Below are 18,039 nucleotides of genomic sequence, written 5' to 3'. Positions count from 1 at the left end.
ATCGCGACGAAGAGCAGCCGAGCATGGGCTCGGCTCTACAGCAGGGTTTATGGCGAGGGTTTCGCCATCGACTTCGACTTTGCGTAGAGCTGATCAGCTGCTTCCTTCTCTCCCAATGCTGCATGACACTCGGCCAGGCTGTCCCACACATTGGCCGAATCCGGATACAGCTCGGTGTTGAGGGCGAATACCTTCAATGCCCTGCGTGCACCCAGACTCTGGCGGATGGCATAGCCGCTGGCGTTGATCGCACGTTCCAGCTCGCTGCCCGTCACCCGGTTGTTATCGCGCAACCAGCTGCGTATCGCCTGGGCGGCGCCTGCATCATCATCCAGCGCATACGCAGCCAACCGCTCGGACAGCACCGCGTGCGGGAACTCTCCCGGCGCGGCCACCGCCATCGTGCTCTCCACCAGCGTGCTGGACCAGACGTTGCGGGCACTGCCGCTGGTCAGGTACACGAACACCCAGTAGCCGCCGGCCAGCGTGTCCTTGTAGGCCAGCCGCGCCCTAACGCGGGTGCCCCCATCGTGGCCGACCTGGGTGTAGCCGTCGCTGCGGGTGGTGTCCCAACCGGTGGAGAAGAAATTGCTGCCGCCACCGACCAGCTTCTGCGGCTGCCAGAGTTTTTCCAGGGTCGCCGTGCGCACCAGCTTGCCGGTCGCCAGCGCCTGCAGGAAACGGTTCATGTCGCCTATGGTGGTCTGCAGATCAGCATGGCCCCAGCCGTAGTCCGGCCAAGGGTCTTCATTGGCCGGCTGTAGTTGACCATCCTTGCCGATGTAAGGCACGGCCGCGCGCGTGGCTGGCACGCTGGTGACGCCCCATGAGGTGCTGGCCATCTTCAATGGCTGCAGGATGCGTTCGCGCGCGATGGCCGGGTAGGGCTTGCGGTAATGCGCTTCCAGCAAGGCGGTCAGCACCAGGTAGTTGGCCTGGGTGTACTGCACGCGACTGCCGGTGGCGAACTGCATCGGTGCCGCACCGGCCACCTTCAGTGCCGCGCCAAGGTCAGGCGCTACACCGGGGTAGCCCTTGCTGACCCAGCGGTTATCCACCCGGTCGTAGTACTCGCCGATGCCGGAGCTGTGGTTGAGGAAATCACGCAGGCGGATCGCCTGCCATGTGGTCGGCAGGTCCGGAACATAGCGGCTGGCCGGTGCATCCAGATCCACCTTGCCCTGATCGACCAGTTGCATCACCAGCGTGCTGGTCAGCAGCTTGGCCATCGACTGCGCGGCGAAGATGGTCTCGACGGTGGCAGGCGCATGGGCAGCGGGATCACGTTCACCGCTGGCGCCCTGGTAGAGCACCTGGCCGTTGTGTGCGACCAGTACCGCCTGGCCGGCAATGCCGTAGCGCTCGCGGTTGCTCTGCAGTTGGGCGTCTAGCTGAGTGGAGAGAGTGGTGGGGACGTCACGCGCCGAAGCGGGCGGGATCGCAAACAGCGTGCAGAGCAATGCGGCAGCGAGCGTGCGGTACATCGCGGTGATCCATCAGCGGTGATGGCGCATGTTGGTCACGACCGACGAGCGGGTCAAGGGCGCCGATTCCCGCATCGGGGAGAGCCGGCCAGCGGCCGGCACTGCCACACGTTTCGGTAGTGCCGGCCGCTGGCCGGCACCTCCGTGATCAGCCGAGGATTCCCGGCAGATCCAGTCCCTTTTCCTTCGCGCAGTCGATCGCGACTTCATACCCCGCATCGGCATGGCGCATCACGCCAGTGGCCGGGTCGTTCCACAGCACGCGGCCAATCCGCTTCGCCGCCGCTTCGGTGCCATCACACACAATCACCATACCGGCGTGCTGCGAGAAGCCCATGCCCACGCCGCCACCGTGGTGCAGCGAGACCCACGTCGCGCCGCTGGCGGTGTTGAGCAGGGCGTTCAGCAGCGGCCAGTCGGACACCGCATCGGAACCGTCGGCCATCGCTTCGGTTTCGCGGTTCGGCGAAGCGACGCTGCCGCTGTCCAGATGGTCACGACCGATCACCACCGGTGCCTTCAGTTCGCCGTTGGCCACCATTTCATTGAAGGCCAGGCCGAGTCGATCACGATCACCCAGGCCGACCCAGCAGATGCGTGCCGGCAGGCCCTGGAACTTGATCTTCTCGGCGGCCATGTCCAGCCAGCGGTGCAGGTGCGGGTTGTCCGGAATCAGTTCCTTCACCTTGGCATCGGTCTTGGCGATGTCTTCCGGGTCGCCACTCAGTGCCGCCCAACGGAACGGGCCGATGCCACGGCAGAACAGTGGACGGATATAGGCCGGCACGAAACCCGGGAAATCGAAGGCATTGGACACACCTTCTTCCAGCGCCATCTGCCGCAGGTTGTTGCCGTAATCCACGGTCGGCACGCCCAGCGCGTGGAAGCCGAGCATGGCGCGGATGTGGTTGGCCATCGATGCACGCGCAGCCTTCTCCACTTCCTTCGGTGCACTCACACGCTTCTCGTCCCACTGCTCGACCGTCCAGCCCTGTGGCAGGTAGCCGTTCACCGGGTCGTGCGCGGAGGTCTGGTCGGTCAGCAGGTCCGGCTTCACGCCACGCTCGAGCAGTTCGGCCAGCACGTCGGCCACATTGCCGAGCAGGCCCACCGACTTCGGCGTGCCGGCCTTGCACGACTCGTCGATCAGGCGCAGCGCTTCGTCCAGGTTGTCGGTCCAGGTATCGAGGTAGCCGGTGCGCAGGCGCATGTCGATGCTGCTCTTGCGGCACTCGACGGCCAGGCAGGAGGCGCCGGCCATCACCGCGGCCAGCGGCTGTGCGCCACCCATGCCGCCGAGGCCGCCGGTGAACAGCCACTTGCCGCTCAGGTTGCCACCGAAATGCTGGCGTCCCATCTCCACGAAGGTCTCGTAGGTGCCCTGCACGATGCCCTGCGCGCCGATGTAGATCCAGCTGCCGGCGGTCATCTGGCCGTACATGGCCAGGCCTTTCTTATCCAGCTCGTTGAAGTGGTCCCAGTTGGACCAGCGCGGCACCAGGTTGGAATTTGCGATCAGCACGCGCGGCGCGTCGGCGTGGGTGCGGAACACGCCTACCGGCTTGCCCGACTGCACCAGCAGGGTCTGGTCGTCGTCCAGGCGCTTGAGCGTCTCGACGATGGCATCGAAGCTTTCCCAGTCGCGCGCGGCGCGGCCGATGCCGCCGTACACCACCAGTTCCTGCGGGCGCTCGGCCACGTCCGGGTGCAGGTTGTTCATCAGCATGCGCAGCGGTGCTTCGGTCAGCCAGCTCTTGGCATTGAGCGTGGTGCCGGTCGGCGCGGCGACGGTGCGGGACGGGTCGTTGCGGGTCATGCGGCGCTCCGGTTCGTAGCGAATTCAAGGCAGGCGTTGAGCACCTGCGCCAGGGTGTGGCGCAGTGGTGCGGCGAGGTCGGGGTCGAGCGGGGTGGGCCAGCTGTGCTCGTCCACCTGGTCCGGCAGGGGCTCGTGCATGTAGCCGCGGCAGGCAAGTTCCATCTGCAGGCTGTGCACGCCGCCCGGGATGTTGCTGTAGTGGCGGGTGATCCAGCCGCCCTTGAAGCGGCCGTTGCGCACCTGGCTCATGCCACTGAGCGCCAGCAGGTTCTCCACCACATCGCTCAAGGCGTTGTCGCAGGAGGTGTCCGGTGCGCCGGAGGGGCCGGCGGTACCCAGGTTGAACTGCGGCAGCTCGCCTTCGAACAGGTGCGGGATGTGTGAGCGGATCGAGTGCGCGTCGTACACCACCACGGTACTGTGGTGTGCGCGCAGGCGCGTGATCTGCGCCGCCAGCGCATCGTGGTAAGGCAGGAAATACGTGTCGCGGCGACGGGCGATTTCCGCTTCGTCCGGTTCGTGCCCGGCGTGGTACAGCGGCTGGTTGTCGAAGGTGGTCAGCGGACACAGGCCGGTGGTGTTCTGGCCCGGGTACAGCGAGACGCCGCTGGGATCGCGGTTGAGGTCGATCACCGAACGCGAGATCGCCGAGCGCACCGTGGTCGCGCCCATGCCGCGCACGAAGTCGTACAGTTCGTGTACCCACCAGTCTGCGTCGCGGCGGGCCAGCCACGGCGAGTGGTAGTCGCCGATCAGGTCGTGCGGCAGCTCGCTGCCGGTATGTGGGAAGCTGACGATCAACGGGGCGTCGCCCTCGTGCACCGTCAGCCATTCGGGATGGGTATTCATGCCTGCGGTTCCACGGTTGGCAGCAGGTCGGTCAGGCCCTGCGCCAGCGCGCCACTGCGCACCAGATTCGTGGCGGTCACCATGTCCGGATGGAAGTAGCGGTCTTCTTCCAGCGTCGGCACCTGCGCACGCAGGGTGGCGCGCACGGTTTCCAGCGCGGCGCTGGAGCGCAGTGGGGCGTGGAAGTCGCAGCCCTGCGCAGCGGCCAGCAGCTCGATGCCAATCACGTTGGCCGCGTTCTCGGCCATCTGCATCAGCCGGCGCGCGGCGTGCGCGGCCATCGACACATGGTCTTCCTGGTTGGCCGAGGTCGGGATCGAGTCAACGCTGGCGGGGTAGGCGCGCTGCTTGTTTTCCGAGACCAGCGCGGCAGCAGTCACCTGCGGAATCATGAAACCGGAATTCAAACCGGGACGCGGGGTCAGGAAGGCGGGCAGGCCGGACAGCGCCGGATCGACCAGCATCGCCAGGCGGCGCTCGCTGATCGAACCGATCTCGCACACCGCCATCGCCAGCATGTCGGCGGCAAAGGCCACCGGCTCGGCGTGGAAGTTGCCACCGGACAACGCTTCGCCGGTATCGGTGAACACCAGCGGATTGTCAGAGACGCCGTTGGCTTCGATTTCCAGCGTGGTAGCGGCCTGGCGCAGGATGTCCAGCGCCGCGCCCATCACCTGCGGCTGGCAGCGCAGGCAGTAGGGATCCTGCACGCGCACGTCGTTGTCACGGTGCGATTCACGGATGTCCGAGCCCTGGATCAGCGTGCGCAGGGTGGCGGCGGTGGCGATCTGCCCGCGCTGGCCGCGGATGGCGTGGATGCGGGGGTCGAAGGGCGTGTCGGAACCCTTGGCAGCTTCCACCGACAGCGCGCCGGTCACCAGTGCGGCCTGGAACACGGTTTCGATCTCGAACAGGCCGGCCAACGCATAGGCGGTGGAGAACTGGGTGCCGTTGAGCAGCGCCAGGCCTTCCTTCGCGCCCAGTTCGATCGGCTGCAGGCCGGCACGTGCCAGTGCGTCGGCTGCCGGTAGGCGCTCGTCACCGATGAAGGCTTCGCCTACGCCCAGCATCACGCTGGCCAGGTGCGAGAGCGGCGCCAGGTCACCCGAGGCACCCACCGAGCCCTGTGCGGGCACCACCGGCAGCACGCCCTTGACCAGCATCGCTTCCAGCAGCAGCAGGGTCTCCTCGCGAATGCCTGACGCACCCTGCGCCAGGCTGACCAGCTTCAGCGCCATCATCAGGCGCACCACGCTGGCCGGCATCGGCTCGCCCACGCCAGCGGCATGCGAGAGCACGATGTTCCGCTGCAGGGTGGCCAGGTCTTCGCGCTCGATGCGCACGCTGGCCAGCTTGCCGAAGCCGGTGTTGATGCCATACACCGGCGCGCCCTTGGCGACGATGGCGGCCACCGCCGCCGCACTGGCGCGCACCACCGGCAGCGCGGCCGGGTCCAGTGCGAGCGGCGCACCGCGATAGACCTGCCGCCACTGGGCGAGAGTGACATGGCCGGGGCGAAGAACCAGGGTGTTGCTCATGTGTTGCTCCAGGAGGCAGGCAGGTCGGGCTGTCCGCGCACCACGCGCGCGTGCAGCGGGTTGAATCCAATGCGATAGACCAGGTCGGCGGGGGCATCGATGTCCCAGATCGCCAGGTCGCAGTCCATGCCCACCGCCAGGCGGCCGATGCGCTCGCCATGGCCCAGTGCGCGCGCCGCTTCACGGGTGAAGCCGGCGATGCACTCGTCCACGGTCAGGCGGAACAGGGTGGCGCCCATGTTCATCGCCAGCAGCGGGCTGGTCAGCGGCGAAGTGCCCGGGTTGCTGTCGGTGGCCAGCGCCAGCGGTACGCCGGCCGCACGCAGCGCGGCGATCGGCGGCAGGGTGGTATCGCGGGTGAAATAGAAGGCGCCGGGCAGCAGCACGGCGACGGTACCGGCAGCGGCCATCGCGGCGATGCCGGCGTCGTCCAGATGTTCGATATGGTCGGCCGACAGTGCCCCGAAGCGGGCCGCCAGTTCGGCGCCATGCTGGTTGCTCAGCTGCTCGGCGTGGATCTTCACCGACAGCCCGTTGGCGCGCGCCGCCTCAAAGACCTGGCGCGCCTGCGCCGGCGAGAAGGCGATGTTCTCGCAGAACACATCCACCGCTTCGGCCAGGCCTTCGGCGGCGATGGCCGGAATCATCACCTCGCACACTTCGTCGGTGTACTCCTGTGCTTCGCGGCCTGGCGGAACCGCGTGCGCGCCGAGGAAGGTGGTCACCACGTTGACCCGGCATTCCTCGCCCAGCGCACGCGCCACCTGCAGCTGCTTGCGCTCGTCGGGCAGGGTCAGGCCGTAGCCGGACTTGATCTCGAGGGTGGTCACGCCCTCGGCGCGCATCGCCAGCAGGCGTGGCCGGCTTTCGCGGGCCAGCTGTTCCGGCGTGGCGGCACGGGTGGCGCGCACGGTGGAAACGATGCCGCCGCCGGCACGGGCGATCTCGGCATAGCTGACGCCCTGCAGGCGCTGCTCGAACTCGTTGGCGCGGTTGCCGGCGTAGACCAGGTGGGTATGGCAGTCGATCAGGCCGGGCGAAATCCAACGGCCTTCGCCGTCGATGCGGGTGGTCGGCTGCAGGTGGGCATCGCTGCCGGCCGCGCCGACATGGACGATGCGGCCGTCGGCGCAGGCCAGGACGCCATCGCGGATGACACCCAGCCCTTCGCCATCAAGGGTGATCAGGTGGACGTTGGACCAGAGGGTATCGACGTGCATGGCATCCACAACGCGGCTGTGCTTATATGTCTATACAATATAGGCGTCCATTTCGGGTTGTCCAGCCATGTCCGATTCGCGTTCCCCGCACAGTTTCCATGCCGCCCACGCCCTGCTGGCCGAGGGTTGGGTCCGCGATGTCCGCCTGCAGGTGCAGGACGGTCGCATCGCGGCCATCAGCACGGGGCAGGGCGCGCAGGCGGGCGACACCCGCGTCGGCATCCTGGTGCCGGGCCTGCCCAACCTGCACAGCCATGCCTTCCAGCGCGGCATGGCCGGGCTGACCGAGATCGGCGGCGGCGACGGTGACAGCTTCTGGAGCTGGCGCGAGCTGATGTACCGTTTCCTGGCCCACCTGCGCCCAGACGCGGTGCAGGCCATTGCCGCCCAGGCCTACATGGAAATGCTGGAAAGTGGCTTCACCCGCGTCGGTGAATTCCATTACCTGCACCACGACGCCGAGGGCCACGCCTATGCCAACCGCGCCGAGATGAGTGCACGGATCGCGGCGGCAGCCGAGCAGACCGGCATCGGCCTGACCCTGCTGCCGGTGTTCTATGCGCATGCCGATTTCGGCGGGGCGGCGCCGAATCCAGCGCAGCGGCGCCTGATCCACGACGTGGACGGCTTCGCGCAGCTGCTGGAGGCCGCCAAGCCGGCCTTGGCCGCGCTGCCCGACGCGGTGCTCGGCATCGCACCGCACAGCCTGCGTGCGGTCACCGGCGAGGAACTGAGTGCGTTGCTGCCGCTGACCGACGGCCCGGTGCACATCCATATCGCCGAGCAGGTGCGCGAAGTGGAGGCCTGCCTGGCCTGGAGCGGCCAGCGCCCGGTGCAGTGGCTGTACAACCATGCGCCGGTGGATGCGCGCTGGTGCCTGGTGCATGCCACCCATATCACTGATGACGAGCGCGCGGCCATCGTCGCCAGCCAGGCCGTGGCCGGCCTGTGCCCGATCACCGAGGCCAACCTGGGCGACGGCCTGTTCCCGATGCAGGCGTTCGCGCGCGAGGGCGGGCGCTTCGGCGTCGGTTCCGATTCCAATGTGCTGATCGACGCGGCCGAAGAACTGCGCCTGCTCGAGTACGGCCAGCGGCTTACCCTGCGCGGGCGCAACGTGCTGGCGCCGGATGCCACCCGCAGCAGCGGTCGTTTCCTGTTTGAAGGTGCACTGCACGGTGGCGCACAGGCGCTGGGCGTGGCCGCCGGCCTGCAGGTCGGCGCCAGTGCCGACCTGGTTGAACTGGACGCCGCACACCCGGCGCTGCAGGCGCGACAGGATGACGCATGGCTTGACAGCTGGGTGTTCGCCGCACGTAATGGCGCGCTGCGATCGGTCTGGCGCCATGGCCGCCAGTGCGTGGCCGAGGGCCGCCACCTGCAGCGCGAGGCGATCACCAGCGCCTTCGCTGCCGCCCTGCGCGGCGTGCTGGGCTGATCGCCTCCCGCCACCGAGACCCCATTACGTGAAGGCCAGCAAGTCCGCCACGCTCAACCAGCGTATCCGCAGCGATCTGGAAAGCCGCATCCTCAGTGGAGAGTGGGTGCCGGGCTTCCGGATTCCGTACGAGCACGAGTTGATGGAGCAGTACGGATGCTCGCGGATGACAGTGAACAAGGTGCTGACCGCACTGGCCGAGAGCGGCATGATCGAGCGCCGCCGTCGCGCGGGTTCGTTCGTGGCGCGGCAGCCGCCGCACCTGGAGCAGGTGGCGCTGGAGATTCCCGATATCGCGATGGAAGTCGGCTCGCGGGGACATCAGTACGCCTATCGACTGCTGCAGCGCGACCTGCGCCTGGCCGATGCCGGCAATGCCGGCGAAGTGGAGCTGGCCGGCAGCGAAATGCTGCTGGCGATGCGCTGCCTGCACCTGGCCGATGGTCGCCCGCTGGCACTGGAGCACCGCCTGATCAGCCCGGTGGGCGTGCCCGAGGTGTTGGAGGTCGACTTCAGCACCACCGCCCCGGGCAGCTGGCTGCTGCAGAACGTGTCCTGGACCCGTGCCCAGCATCGCATCAGTGCCTGGGGCGCGGATACTGCCACCGCCAGGCTGCTGGATGTGAAGCCCGGTACCGCCTGCCTGGTGATCGAACGCCTGACCTGGCGTGGCGAACAGCCGATCACCCGCGTTCGCCAGGTGTTCCTGGGGGATGCCTGGGACCTGGTGGCGCGCTTCGCGCCGGGCGCGCGATAGGGATTCCATCCACGCATGGCGTGGATCTACTCTGCCGAAACGACTGTCGCCTTGAACTCTGTCGGGGCGTGTGTACGATGTGTATCGTCCCTGCATGAAGAGCAGGGACCTCATCCGGGAACTGGAAGCGGCAGGTTGGATCTGTCGTCGGATCCGCGGATCCCATCATGTATTCGTGCACTCGCAGCACCCTCACATCATCACCGTTCCTCACCCAAGGAAGGATCTGGGGAAAGGGCTGGTGCAGGCGTTGCGGAAGCTCGCAGGACTGACGTAGGAGGGCCCATGCGATATCCAGTCTTGATCGAGGCGGGCGATGAGCGCACCGCGTGGGGTGTGGTCGTTCCAGATCTGCCGGGGTGCTTCTCAGCGGCCGACACGCTTGATGATGCGCTCACTGCGGCGGAAGAGGCGGCGCTCGCCTGGATTGATGTGGCCCTGGATGAGGGGCGCTCGATTCCGACACCTTCAGCGCCGCAGAAGATCGCCGCCGAGGCATCCAAGGACATCTGTTGGATTCTTGCGTACATCTGCGTTGATCCGGCTCTGCTGGACGACACCATCGAGCGGGTCAATATCAGCCTGCCACGCCGGATCCTGGCGAGGCTGGATGCGCAGGCCAGAGCGGCGGGTGAATCGCGCTCCAGTTACATCGCCCATCTCGCGGCATTGGGCTGAGCAGGCGCCATGTGGAGCCGAGCCCATGCTCGGCTGTTGTTCGCGCGTGGCTCAACTCTGCAAAGGCATCCACGCGTGGCGTGGATCTACCAAGGGGTCGCGCATCGGGATTCAGTAGATCCACGCCATGCGCGGATGCTGCGCCATCAATACGTAGCGCACTGCCGCCAGCGTACGGGCTCATCCACGCCGGGGCGGGCGTTGAGCTGGATGCGCACGTTGCGCAGCGCGGGGTAGTGCAGCACTTCCTCGCAGACCAGCGGCCACACCGCGTCCAGTTCGCCGGTGCGGTTGATCGCCAGTGTCTGCCGGGTCAGCCAGACACCGCTGGCGATGCCGGGCTTGCCGGCCAGGGCGCGGGCCAGATCGGCCTGGAAGCGCTCCAGCGTGGCGGCATCGGGGTCGGGATTGCTGCGCGCGTCGGTCGCGGGCGCGACGGCAGGCGTGGGAGCGGGGGCGACCGCAGGGACTGCTTCGATCGGGGCGGGTGCGGCTGAAGGCGCGGCCGAAGGCGTTGCCACCACCGGCGCCGCAGCGACCGGAGTGGCCTCTTCCACATGCAGGCCCTGCAGACCCAGGCCGACAAGCAGCCCCAGCGTGGCCGAACCCAGTGCGGCAATGGCAATGCGGCGCAGCGCTTCGTGCCGGGCGCTGGCGCGCACGCGCGCTTCGATGTCGCCGGGCAGGTAGGGCTGCAGCAACGGCCACAGGCGCGGCCCGTCCAGCACTTCAACCGCCTGCTTCTCGGCGGCGCCACGGCCGTCGCGTTCGATACGGCCTTCGGTCAGCAGCACGCCACCCTTGGCGCCGGCCAGGCGCGCGGCCGCACCCAGTTCGTTCACCGCGGCGGTGCCGATGCGGTAGGCCAGGCCGTGCTTGCACGACACCAGCCATTGATTGGGGCCATCGCTGAGCAGGAAGTCGCTGCTCGGCTCGCGGGCATCTTCGGCCGGATCGATCAGCTCACGCAGGCCGCGCTGTTCGCGCAGCATGCGCTTGACCAGAACCGAGAATTCGCGCCAGTGCATGCCTGCCAGGGCCTGCAGGCCGAGTTGCATCTCCTTCTGCCGCCGCTTGATCCACCACAGATAGACAACGGCCAGGGAACAGGTAAGCAGGGCCGACAGCAGGGCCAGGATCCAGGGGAGCATGCAGGAGTAGGGCGGAAGGGGCGAAAGCGGAGAGCGACAGTGTAAAGGTCGCGGTGCCCGGCTGGGTCAGGATGTTCCTGACAGGAAGCGTGATGGAGCGCGCAGATCGGTATACGGCGGACACGAAAAACCCGCCAATCCTGAAGCCGTGAGGGGAGGGAACAAACGGCAGCCGAAGCGATTGGCGGGTTGCTCGCGATTGTCAATCAAAATTTATTGCATTGCAACAATTGCGCTCAGGGAATGCTGTCCGGCGATTGATGGCTGCCCGGGGCGGGGGCATCTGCACCCGAAGCCGCCCGGTTTTCCAGCCTGGCCAGGCGCGCGTGCAGGGCATCGATGCGGGCTTCCAGCGCGGTCACCTCGTCGGCCGTGGGCACATGCAGCCGCTTGAGCACGCCCTGCACCTGGTCATCGAAGGCCTTCTCGACCTTGTTCCAGGTGCCCGAGGCCTTCTCGCGGGCTTCATCCAGGGACGATTCGACGTTGTCACGCCAGCCCGGGCCCTGTTCGCCGCTGCGTTCACGGCGGCGGGCTTCCCAGGCTTCGCCTTCCTTCACCAGGCCGTCGAAGAAGCGGCTGCCCTCGGCCTGCGCGCGCCCCAGCGCACCCAGCCCGGCCAGCCAGACCTGTTGCGCCGAATCGCTGAGCTTGCGCGAGAAGCGCTCGGCCTGGTCACCGAAAGAGGCGTCGTCGTTGCGGCGGTCGTCGTTCTCGTAGTGGTTCATCGCACTTCCCGTGGGAGTTGGGCCTGCCCCGAGAGTAGCGCGCGGTGGCGTTGCACGGCCGTGATGGCCGCCGCCAGGATTCAGCCCAGCTTTTCCTTCAGCACGCGCTGGATCTCGCCTTCGACCATGCCCTTCATCGCCGACAGCAGGAAACCGAGCTTGGCGGTCACGCGCACGGCGCCCGGCTGCAGTTCGATCGCACCGTCCACACCGCTGCCGGAGAAGTTCAGGACGTCGGCGGTCCAGGACGACTTCAGGCCGAAGCGCTCGGACAGCTTGGCAGCGACCTGTTCGATCGCGGCGCGCGCCTGTGCGTCGGGCAGGGCGTGGGCGTGGCGGACATCGATGGTGGACATGCAGGCTCCTGGCGCAGGGCGGGGATGATCAAAGAGGGCGAGCATTGTGCGCATCAAGGGCCGCCGCGCCAAGCACTCATCGTGGGTTCTTCTTCGTTGGCGACCAACCTGCTAGGCTGCGCCGCGTGCAGAACCTGCTAGTTCACTTCAGTCAGCAACAACAGCCCGACCAGCCCCTGCGGCCCGGGGTGCAGCGCATCGTGCGCCAGGCCAACGGCAGCGTGCGGCTCGGTGATGCCGGCCACGGCGCCCTGCTGCTGGCCCAGTTCTGCATGGACGATCGCGGCCTCTGGCTGCAGGTCGGCAATGGCATCCGCGGCATCCACGTCAATGGTCGACCGGTGCGCCGGATGGCCCTGCTGCGCGCGGGCGATGCGGTATACGTGGATGGCGTGGAGATGGTGCTGCAGGGCGAAGTCGAGAGCCTGCTGCAGGCGCCTGCGCCGAAGAACGAGGATGGCAGCGACGAGCAGCAACGACTGCTGCGCGGTGTCGGTGGCCTGCACCATGGCCGCAGTTTCACCCTGTCGCAGGCCCGCCTGATCGGCCGCGGCAACGAGGCCGACATCGCCATCGATGACCCGGCCTTCGCCGAACAGCATGCCCGCGTGGAAGTGCACGGCGAGCGCGTGCTGCTGCGCGACCTGGGCAGCGCCGACGGTACCCGGGTCAACGGCGTGGCCGTGCGCCACTGCTGGCTGCAGGCCGGCGACCAGGTCGTGTTCGATGGCCAGCACCGGTTCGTGCTGGAAGTGCCGCACGATCCGCGCCGGCGGCCGCTGCCCGCCGAGGACGACGCCAGCCACGAGGCCGAGCAGGCGCCGGTGCTGCCGGCCGCGCCGCGCAGGGTCCGGCGCTGGCCGTGGCTGCTGGTGAGTGCGCTGCTGCTGGCCGCACTGCTCAGCCTGCTGCTCTGGTTCGGCGCGCGCTGATCTGAATCCGCTGGGTCCGCGCCCTGGTGGGTGCCGACCTTGATCGGCACGCTCCGTCGGCGGGCTTGACGCCTGGCAGCACACGGCTTTGGTAGGTGCCGACCTTGGTCGGCACGCTTTTTCGGCGGGCATGACGCCTGACGGCGTACGCCGACCGAGGTCGGCGACTACCGGCGCCACGCCGGCGGCGAATGGATTCCAATGAAACCAAATTTCCCTTGCCGCACTAGGCCGCAAGGCTGGTGCACTGCGGCATACTAGGGGTCTTGCCCCACAGGTGTGACATGACGCGCGCGTTCAACTTCAGTGCCGGCCCTGCGACCTTGCCGGAATCGGTCCTGCGCCAGGCGCAGGCGGAAATGCTGGACTGGCACGGTAGTGGTGCCTCGATCGTGGAAATGAGCCATCGCGGCGCGGAATTCATGTCCGTGGCCGCCGAGGCCGAGGCCGACCTGCGCCGCCTGCTCGATATCCCCGACGACTACGCGGTGCTGTTCCTGTCCGGTGGTGCCACCACCCAGCAGGCGCTGATCCCGCTCAACTTCGCCAGCCCCGGCCAGCGCGCCGACTACGTGGTCAGTGGCCATTGGGGAAAGACTGCGGTCAAGCAGGCCGGCGTCTACGTCGACGTCAACATTGCCGCCAGCAGCGAGCCCGACGGCTATCGCACGCTGCCGCCCCGCGCCGACTGGCAGCTCTCGCCCGACGCCGCCTATGTGCACATCACCGCCAACGAGACCATCCACGGCGTCGAGTTCCGTGATGTGCCGGATACCGGCGATGTGCCGCTGGTGGCGGACTTCAGCTCGTCCATCGCCAGCGAGCCGCTGGATGTACGCCGCTACGGTGTGATCTATGCCGGCGCGCAGAAGAACCTGGGCCCGGTCGGCATCGCAGTGATGATCGTCCGCCGCGATCTGCTCGAGCGCACTGGCCAGCCGCGCGCGGACATCTTCGATTACCGCTCGCATGTCGCCCGCGATTCGATGCTCAACACCCCGCCGACCTGGAACTGGTACCTGGCCGGCCTGGTGTTCAAGTGGATGCTGGCCGAAGGCGGCGTGGCCGAATTCGCCAGGCGCAATGCCGCCAAGGCGGCACTGGTGTACGGCGCCATCGATGGCTCCGGCGGCTTCTACCGCAACGAGGTCGCGCATGCGGCACGCTCGCGGATGAACATCCCGTTCTTCCTGCCCGATGCCGGGCTTGATGCCCGCTTCGTCGCCGAAGCCAAGGCTGCCGGCCTGCTGGCGCTGAAGGGACACAAGGTGGTCGGGGGCATCCGTGCCTCGCTGTACAACGCCATGCCGCTGGCCGGGGCCGAGGCGCTGGTCGCCTTCATGGCCGATTTCCAGCAGCGTCACGGCTGAGCAATGAACGGCGCGCACCGTCGGGTGCGGGTCCCGCAACAAGGAATTCCGATGGCAAGCAGCAAATCCAGCAAGAAGGCGCCGAAGAAGGCCGAACCGGCCAAGGACAGCGCGCCCAGCAAGGCGAAGGGCAAGGCCAAGGCCGCCTCGAACCCGGCACCCACCCTGGCACCGCTGGCGCTGGCCGATGTGCGCTCGAAGATCGACCAGATCGACCGTGACATCCAGAGCCTGATCGCCGAGCGCGCGCGCTTCGCCCACCAGGTCGGCAAGGCCAAGGGCAAGCTGGCCGCCGCTGTCGACTACTACCGCCCCGAGCGCGAAGCGCAGGTGCTGCGCATGGTGGTGGACCGCAATGAAGGCCCGCTCAGCGACGAGCTGCTGGTGCATGTCTATCGCGAGATCATGTCGGCCTGCCTGGCCCAGCAGGAGCCACTGAAGATCGGCTACCTCGGCCCGGAAGGCACCTTCAGCCAGCAGGCCGTGCTCAAGCACTTCGGCCGCTCCGCGCTGGGCCTGCCGATGGCCAGCATCGAGGAAGTGTTCCAGGAAGTGGAAGCGGGCAACGCCGATTTCGGCGTGGTGCCGGTGGAGAATTCGGGACAGGGCACCATCCAGATCACCCTGGACATGTTCCTGACCTCCAACCTGAAGATCTGTGGCGAAGTGGAACTGCGCGTGCAGCAGTTCCTGATGTCGCGCAGCGGCCGCATCGAGGACATCGAGCGCATCTACGCGCATCCGCAGTCGTTCATGCAGACCTCGGCGTGGCTGCGCGCCAACCTGCCGAAGGCCGAGAAGATTCCGGTCTCGAGCAATGCCGAAGGTGCGCGTCGTGCGCGCAACGCCGACGACGCAGCGGCCATCGGCGGCGAGAGTGCCGGCCACGTGTACGGCCTGAAGAAGGTGGTCACCAAGCCGATCCAGAACGATGCCGACAACACCACCCGCTTCCTGGTGGTGGGCCGCAACATCTTCCCGACCTCCGGCCACGACCGCACCTCGGTGCTGGTGTTCATCCATGACAAGCCCGGTGCGCTGTTCGATGTGCTCAGCCCGTTCGCCCGCCACGGCATTAGCATGAACCGCATCGAGTCGCGGCCGTCGCACCACGGCAAGTGGGAATACGGCTTCTTCATCGACCTGGCCGGCCACATCGACGACGCGCCGATGCAGGCGGCGCTGGCCGAACTGGAAGCGCACTCGGCGCAGATCAAGGTGCTGGGCTCCTACCCGGTGGCCGTGCCCTGAGTGCTGCTGTGGCGGCCCTGGCCGCCGCTCCCTGATGCATCGCCGGCGCTGCCGGCGTTTACGGAACGATCGAACGATGAGCAACGCGCAACATTGGATCGCCCGCAAGGGCCAGCCGCTGCAGGGCAGCCTGACCATTCCCGGCGACAAGTCGGTCTCGCACCGATCGGTGATGTTCGCCGCGCTGGCCGATGGTACTTCGCATATCGAAGGCTTCCTGGAAGGCGAGGACACCCGCGCCACCGCGCGCATCTTCAGCCAGCTGGGTGTGCGCATCGAAACCCCCAGCCCGTCGCAGCGCATCGTGCATGGTGTGGGTATCGACGGCCTGAAAGCACCGGAGGCACCGCTGGACTGCGGCAATGCCGGCACCGGCATGCGCCTGCTGGCCGGCCTGCTGGCGGGCCAGGCGTTCGACTGCACGCTGATCGGCGATGAGTCGCTGTCCGGCCGCCCGATGCGCCGTGTCACCGGCCCGCTGTCGCAGATGGGCGCAAGGATCGATACCCAGGACGACGGCACGCCGCCGCTGCACGTGCATGGCGGCCAGACGCTGCATGGCATCGACTTCGCCTCGCCGGTGGCCAGCGCACAGATCAAGTCGGCCGTGCTGCTGGCCGGCCTGTACGCGCAGGGCGAAACCCGCGTGGTGGAACCCCACCCGACCCGCGACTACACCGAACGCATGCTGTCCGCCTTCGGCGTGGACATCGAATTCTCGCCGGGCGAGGCGCGCCTGCGGGGCGGCCAGCGCCTGCGCGCCACGGACATCGTGGTGCCGGCCGACTTCTCTTCGGCCGCGTTCTACCTGGTCGCCGCCAGCATCATTCCCGGTTCCGAACTGCGCCTGAAGCAGGTCGGCCTGAACCCGCGTCGCACCGGCCTGCTGCACGCGCTGCGCCTGATGGGGGCGGATATCAGCGAAGAGAATCCGGCCGAGCAGGGCGGTGAGCCGGTGGCCGATCTGGTGGTGCGCTACGCTCCGCTGAAGGGCGCGCGTATTCCCGAAGCACTGGTGCCGGACATGATCGACGAGTTCCCGGCGCTGTTCGTGGCCGCCGCCGCCGCCGAAGGCCAGACCGTGGTGAGCGGTGCTGCCGAACTGCGGGTGAAGGAATCCGATCGTCTTGCGGCGATGGCCACTGGCCTGCGCGCGCTGGGCATGCAGGTGGACGAGACCGAGGATGGCGCCACCCTGCATGGCGGGGCTCGGCTGGGGAGTGGCACCATCGAAAGCCACGGCGACCATCGCATCGCCATGGCATTCGCCATTGCCGGCCAGATCAGCGACGGCGAAGTGCGCATCAACGACATCGCCAACGTCGCCACGTCCTTCCCGGACTTCGATGGCCTGGCGCGCAGCGCCGGCTTCAACCTGGCCTGATCGGCGGATCGCGTTTTCCGGCAGGTGCCAACCTTGGTTGGCACGCTCACATCACCCGGTAGGTGCCAACCTTGGTTGGCATGCTCACATCGCCCGGTAGGTGCCAACCTTGGTTGGCATGCTCACATCGCCCGGTAGGTGCCAACCTTGGTTGGCACGCTCACATCGCCCGGTAGGTGCCAACCCTGGTTGGCATGCTCACATCGCCCGGTAGGTGCCAACCTTGGTTGGCACGCTCACATCACCCGGTAGGTGCCAACCTTGGTTGGCACGCTCACATCACCCGGTAGGTGCCAACCCTGGTTGGCACGCTCACATCGCCCGGTAGGTGCCAACCTTGGTTGGCACGCCTCTCCAGATAAAAGGACGGAGGCCGAAGCCTCCGTCTAAACATCACGAACCCCTCGTCCGCGATCAACGCTGTTCGGTACGGAAATCCACCGGGACCCGCACCACACTGGCCACTGCACGGCCTTCATGCATCGCCGGCTGGAACTTCCAATTCTGCACGGCGCTCAGCACCGCGCGATCCAGGTCACGGCTGCGTTCGCCGCTGCGCGAAACAATCGCGGCATTGGTCACCTGGCCGCGGCTATCGACATTCAGGCTGGCGATCACGCTGCCCTGTACGCCATCACGCAGCGCCGCGGCGGGGTAGGTCGGCTTGATGTTGCCTGCCAGCGGGCGCGCCTCGCGATTGCGTACCGCAGGGGCGGCTTTGCGCTGGTTGCCGACCGGTGCGGCCTGGCGGGCCGCCGGCTCATGCGCGTCGGCCACCGGCGCCTGCTCGGGGGCGGGCAGCATGCGCTCGCCGACCGGTGCCGGCGCCACGTCTTCCTGATTCGAGTGACGCAGCCAGAGCAGCGCGGCGGCAAACATCGCCACGATCAGCGCGATCCACATCCAGGGCGACGTGGGCTTGTGCTGTTCGCTGGCGTCTTGCTGCAGCTGCGGCGAATGAAGGTCTTCGTGGGTGGTGGCGGTCATCGCAAACTCCTTCCGTCAATGGACGACGGGGAGAGTGTTGCGCGGGCCAGTGGCGGGAAGTGTCAGCGTTGCGTCAACGTCACCGGCAGGGTTCAGGT

General features: G+C 67.5%; 17 protein-coding genes. 8 read left to right on the top strand and 9 right to left on the bottom strand.

The features are described from left to right. Positions 1-47 precede the first annotated feature (47 nt). From QP609_RS13300 to hutI, 5 genes are all read right to left on the bottom strand, one after another. Positions 48-1,484 carry a serine hydrolase domain-containing protein gene (locus QP609_RS13300; protein ID WP_197621589.1) on the bottom strand — a complete coding sequence of 479 codons (1,437 nt, stop codon included), beginning with the start codon at positions 1,482-1,484 and terminating at the stop codon, positions 48-50. Between the two features lie 148 nt (positions 1,485-1,632). Further along, positions 1,633-3,300 (bottom strand): urocanate hydratase, encoded by a 1,668-nt coding sequence (gene hutU, locus QP609_RS13295; protein ID WP_289213793.1) that lies wholly within the window; start codon positions 3,298-3,300, stop codon positions 1,633-1,635. Next, a complete protein-coding gene (gene hutG, locus QP609_RS13290) occupies positions 3,297-4,151 on the bottom strand; it encodes an N-formylglutamate deformylase (protein WP_134809054.1) in 855 nt (284 codons plus the stop codon). Before hutG ends, hutU begins: the two co-directional genes overlap by 4 nt. Then, complete coding sequence (gene hutH, locus QP609_RS13285) at positions 4,148-5,689, bottom strand: histidine ammonia-lyase (RefSeq protein WP_164077076.1); 1,542 nt, start codon at positions 5,687-5,689, stop codon at positions 4,148-4,150. The genes hutG and hutH overlap by 4 nt, the downstream gene beginning before the upstream one ends. Then, positions 5,686-6,909, bottom strand: a complete 1,224-nt coding sequence (hutI, locus tag QP609_RS13280) for an imidazolonepropionase (protein ID WP_046431452.1) — start codon at positions 6,907-6,909, stop codon at positions 5,686-5,688. The genes hutH and hutI overlap by 4 nt, the downstream gene beginning before the upstream one ends. 67 nt (positions 6,910-6,976) lie before the next feature. On the opposite strand from hutI, the gene QP609_RS13275 reads away from it, so the two are divergent. The 4 genes from QP609_RS13275 to QP609_RS13260 all read left to right on the top strand — a co-directional run bounded on the left by QP609_RS13275 (position 6,977) and on the right by QP609_RS13260 (position 9,782). Then, positions 6,977-8,347, top strand: a complete 1,371-nt coding sequence (locus QP609_RS13275) for a formimidoylglutamate deiminase (RefSeq protein ID WP_197621702.1) — start codon at positions 6,977-6,979, stop codon at positions 8,345-8,347. Between the two features lie 28 nt (positions 8,348-8,375). Further along, complete coding sequence (gene hutC / locus QP609_RS13270; RefSeq protein ID WP_169411385.1) at positions 8,376-9,104, top strand: histidine utilization repressor; 729 nt, start codon at positions 8,376-8,378, stop codon at positions 9,102-9,104. Between the two features lie 94 nt (positions 9,105-9,198). Beyond that, entirely contained in the window at positions 9,199-9,381 is a 183-nt protein-coding gene (locus tag QP609_RS13265) for a type II toxin-antitoxin system HicA family toxin (protein ID WP_080053039.1), read from the top strand. An 8-nt stretch (positions 9,382-9,389) separates the two neighbouring features. Further along, entirely contained in the window at positions 9,390-9,782 is a 393-nt protein-coding gene (locus QP609_RS13260; RefSeq protein WP_041863589.1) for a type II toxin-antitoxin system HicB family antitoxin, read from the top strand. Between the two features lie 146 nt (positions 9,783-9,928). Here QP609_RS13260 and QP609_RS13255 read toward each other — a convergent pair whose 3' ends face one another. From QP609_RS13255 to QP609_RS13245, 3 genes are all read right to left on the bottom strand, one after another. Next, entirely contained in the window at positions 9,929-10,933 is a 1,005-nt protein-coding gene (locus tag QP609_RS13255; protein ID WP_197621703.1) for a restriction endonuclease, read from the bottom strand. A gap of 236 nt (positions 10,934-11,169) precedes the next feature. Then, a complete protein-coding gene (locus QP609_RS13250; protein ID WP_014647619.1) occupies positions 11,170-11,661 on the bottom strand; it encodes a phasin family protein in 492 nt (163 codons plus the stop codon). Between the two features lie 80 nt (positions 11,662-11,741). Further along, positions 11,742-12,017, bottom strand: coding sequence for a polyhydroxyalkanoic acid system family protein (locus QP609_RS13245; RefSeq protein ID WP_005417302.1), 276 nt, complete (start codon positions 12,015-12,017; stop codon positions 11,742-11,744). 125 nt (positions 12,018-12,142) lie between these two features. Between QP609_RS13245 and QP609_RS13240 the strand changes: the two genes are divergently transcribed. From QP609_RS13240 to aroA, 4 genes are all read left to right on the top strand, one after another. Further along, positions 12,143-12,949 (top strand): FHA domain-containing protein, encoded by an 807-nt coding sequence (locus QP609_RS13240; RefSeq protein WP_032961655.1) that lies wholly within the window; start codon positions 12,143-12,145, stop codon positions 12,947-12,949. Positions 12,950-13,233: 284 nt separating this feature from the next. Beyond that, entirely contained in the window at positions 13,234-14,319 is a 1,086-nt protein-coding gene (gene serC, locus QP609_RS13235; RefSeq protein ID WP_014647617.1) for a 3-phosphoserine/phosphohydroxythreonine transaminase, read from the top strand. Positions 14,320-14,364: 45 nt separating this feature from the next. After that, entirely contained in the window at positions 14,365-15,570 is a 1,206-nt protein-coding gene (gene pheA / locus QP609_RS13230; protein ID WP_169411434.1) for a prephenate dehydratase, read from the top strand. A 76-nt stretch (positions 15,571-15,646) separates the two neighbouring features. Next, positions 15,647-16,954 (top strand): 3-phosphoshikimate 1-carboxyvinyltransferase, encoded by a 1,308-nt coding sequence (aroA, locus tag QP609_RS13225; protein WP_014647615.1) that lies wholly within the window; start codon positions 15,647-15,649, stop codon positions 16,952-16,954. 414 nt (positions 16,955-17,368) lie between these two features. Here aroA and QP609_RS13220 read toward each other — a convergent pair whose 3' ends face one another. Then, the gene (locus QP609_RS13220; protein ID WP_197621704.1) at positions 17,369-17,941 is read right to left on the bottom strand and encodes an energy transducer TonB; all 573 of its coding nucleotides are present in this window, start codon (positions 17,939-17,941) and stop codon (positions 17,369-17,371) included. Between the last annotated feature and the right edge of the window lie 98 nt (positions 17,942-18,039).

The sequence above is a fragment of the Stenotrophomonas sp. 8(2023) genome (assembly GCF_030345295.1).
In the GTDB taxonomy this organism is placed as follows: domain Bacteria; phylum Pseudomonadota; class Gammaproteobacteria; order Xanthomonadales; family Xanthomonadaceae; genus Stenotrophomonas; species Stenotrophomonas muris.
This window is presented reverse-complemented; position numbering and strand designations above follow the sequence as displayed.

What these genes read in the sequence shown, in the direction of transcription:
- hutG (WP_134809054.1), bottom strand. Translation starts at nt 4,151, where the DNA reads ATGAATACCCATCCCGAATGGCTGACGGTGCACGAGGGCGACGCCCCG.
- QP609_RS13275 (WP_197621702.1), top strand. Translation starts at nt 6,977, where the DNA reads ATGTCCGATTCGCGTTCCCCGCACAGTTTCCATGCCGCCCACGCCCTG.
- hutH (WP_164077076.1), bottom strand. Translation starts at nt 5,689, where the DNA reads ATGAGCAACACCCTGGTTCTTCGCCCCGGCCATGTCACTCTCGCCCAG.
- QP609_RS13265 (WP_080053039.1), top strand. Translation starts at nt 9,199, where the DNA reads ATGAAGAGCAGGGACCTCATCCGGGAACTGGAAGCGGCAGGTTGGATC.
- QP609_RS13220 (WP_197621704.1), bottom strand. Translation starts at nt 17,941, where the DNA reads ATGACCGCCACCACCCACGAAGACCTTCATTCGCCGCAGCTGCAGCAA.
- hutU (WP_289213793.1), bottom strand. Translation starts at nt 3,300, where the DNA reads ATGACCCGCAACGACCCGTCCCGCACCGTCGCCGCGCCGACCGGCACC.
- QP609_RS13260 (WP_041863589.1), top strand. Translation starts at nt 9,390, where the DNA reads ATGCGATATCCAGTCTTGATCGAGGCGGGCGATGAGCGCACCGCGTGG.
- serC (WP_014647617.1), top strand. Translation starts at nt 13,234, where the DNA reads ATGACGCGCGCGTTCAACTTCAGTGCCGGCCCTGCGACCTTGCCGGAA.
- hutI (WP_046431452.1), bottom strand. Translation starts at nt 6,909, where the DNA reads ATGCACGTCGATACCCTCTGGTCCAACGTCCACCTGATCACCCTTGAT.
- QP609_RS13300 (WP_197621589.1), bottom strand. Translation starts at nt 1,484, where the DNA reads ATGTACCGCACGCTCGCTGCCGCATTGCTCTGCACGCTGTTTGCGATC.
- QP609_RS13245 (WP_005417302.1), bottom strand. Translation starts at nt 12,017, where the DNA reads ATGTCCACCATCGATGTCCGCCACGCCCACGCCCTGCCCGACGCACAG.
- aroA (WP_014647615.1), top strand. Translation starts at nt 15,647, where the DNA reads ATGAGCAACGCGCAACATTGGATCGCCCGCAAGGGCCAGCCGCTGCAG.
- QP609_RS13255 (WP_197621703.1), bottom strand. Translation starts at nt 10,933, where the DNA reads ATGCTCCCCTGGATCCTGGCCCTGCTGTCGGCCCTGCTTACCTGTTCC.
- QP609_RS13250 (WP_014647619.1), bottom strand. Translation starts at nt 11,661, where the DNA reads ATGAACCACTACGAGAACGACGACCGCCGCAACGACGACGCCTCTTTC.